3 protein-coding genes are annotated in these 1136 nt (G+C 73.2%); all 3 read left to right on the top strand.

The genetic code is table 11. The features are described from left to right. The coding region (locus G6023_RS06295; RefSeq protein ID WP_472986426.1) for a vWA domain-containing protein at positions 1–261 on the top strand (261 nt) is incomplete at its 5' end. After that, a complete protein-coding gene (cobO, locus tag G6023_RS06290; RefSeq protein WP_067714278.1) occupies positions 261–875 on the top strand; it encodes a cob(I)yrinic acid a,c-diamide adenosyltransferase in 615 nt (204 codons plus the stop codon). The genes G6023_RS06295 and cobO, both read left to right, overlap by 1 nt. Continuing rightward, positions 869–1136 (top strand): nucleotide-binding protein (locus G6023_RS06285; RefSeq protein ID WP_472986425.1); only part of this gene is annotated, 268 nt, incomplete at its 3' end. The genes cobO and G6023_RS06285, both read left to right, overlap by 7 nt.

Raw genomic sequence — 1136 nt, 5'->3', positions numbered from 1 at the left:
CACGGCCCGGACGCCCTCGCCAGGTCCCGCACCGCGGCGACCGGGCTGGCCTCCCTCGGCGTGGCCTCGGTGGTGGTGGACTGCGAGACCGGCCGCTTCCGGATGGGCCTGGCCTCCGAGCTCGCCGGGCACCTGGGCGCTGAGCACGTGCCACTGGGCGAGGTCACCGCCGAGGGACTCACCGACACGGTCGGCGTTCACACAGCCCGCGCCCGCACCGCGCGCCCCCGGGGCGTCGACCCCCGGAACGAGGTGGCCTGATGCCCAAGGGACAGCCGGAGATCGTGCCCGACGACGGGCTCAGCACCCGCCAACGCCGCAACCGGCCGCTGGTCATGGTCCACACCGGGCCCGGCAAGGGGAAGTCCACCGCCGCGTTCGGTCTGGCCATGCGCGCCTGGAACCAGGGCTGGGACATCGGTGTGTTCCAGTTCGTCAAATCCGCCAAGTGGCGCATCGGCGAGCAGACCGTCATGGAACGCCTCGCCCGCCTGCACGACGAGACCGGCGAGGGCGGGCCCGTCGAGTGGCACAAGATGGGCTCGGGGTGGTCGTGGTCGCGCAAGGACGGCACCGAGGACGACCACGCCGCCGACGCCGCCGAAGGATGGGCCGAGATCAAGCGGCGCCTCGCCGACGAGCGGCACGACCTCTACCTGCTCGACGAGTTCACCTATCCCATGAAGTGGGGCTGGGTGGATGTCGACGACGTGGTCGCCACCCTCGCCAGCCGCCCCGGCCGGCAGCACGTGGTGATCACCGGCCGCGACGCCGACCCCCGGCTGCTCGAGGTCGCCGACCTGGTTACCGAGATGACCAAGGTCAAACACCCGATGGACGCCGGGCAGAAGGGTCAGCGGGGCATCGAATGGTGACCGACCTCCCGCGGATCGTCGTGGCCGCGCCGGCGTCCGGGCACGGCAAGACCACCGTCGCGACCGGCCTCATGGCCGCGCTGCGCCGCACCGGGCTGGAGGTCTCGGGGCACAAGGTGGGCCCCGACTACATCGACCCCGGCTACCACGCCCTGGCCACCGGGCGGGCGGGCCGCAATCTGGACCCGCACCTGGTGGGCGAGGAGCGAATCGTGCCGCTGCTGCTGCACGGCGCCGGCGCGGGCGGGGCCAGGATCGGCG

It is taken from the genome of Dietzia sp. DQ11-71, from assembly GCF_014144995.1.
In the GTDB taxonomy this organism is placed as follows: domain Bacteria; phylum Actinomycetota; class Actinomycetes; order Mycobacteriales; family Mycobacteriaceae; genus Dietzia; species Dietzia kunjamensis.
The sequence above is the reverse complement of the archived record's forward strand: the minus strand, read 5'-3'. Positions and strand labels throughout refer to the sequence as shown.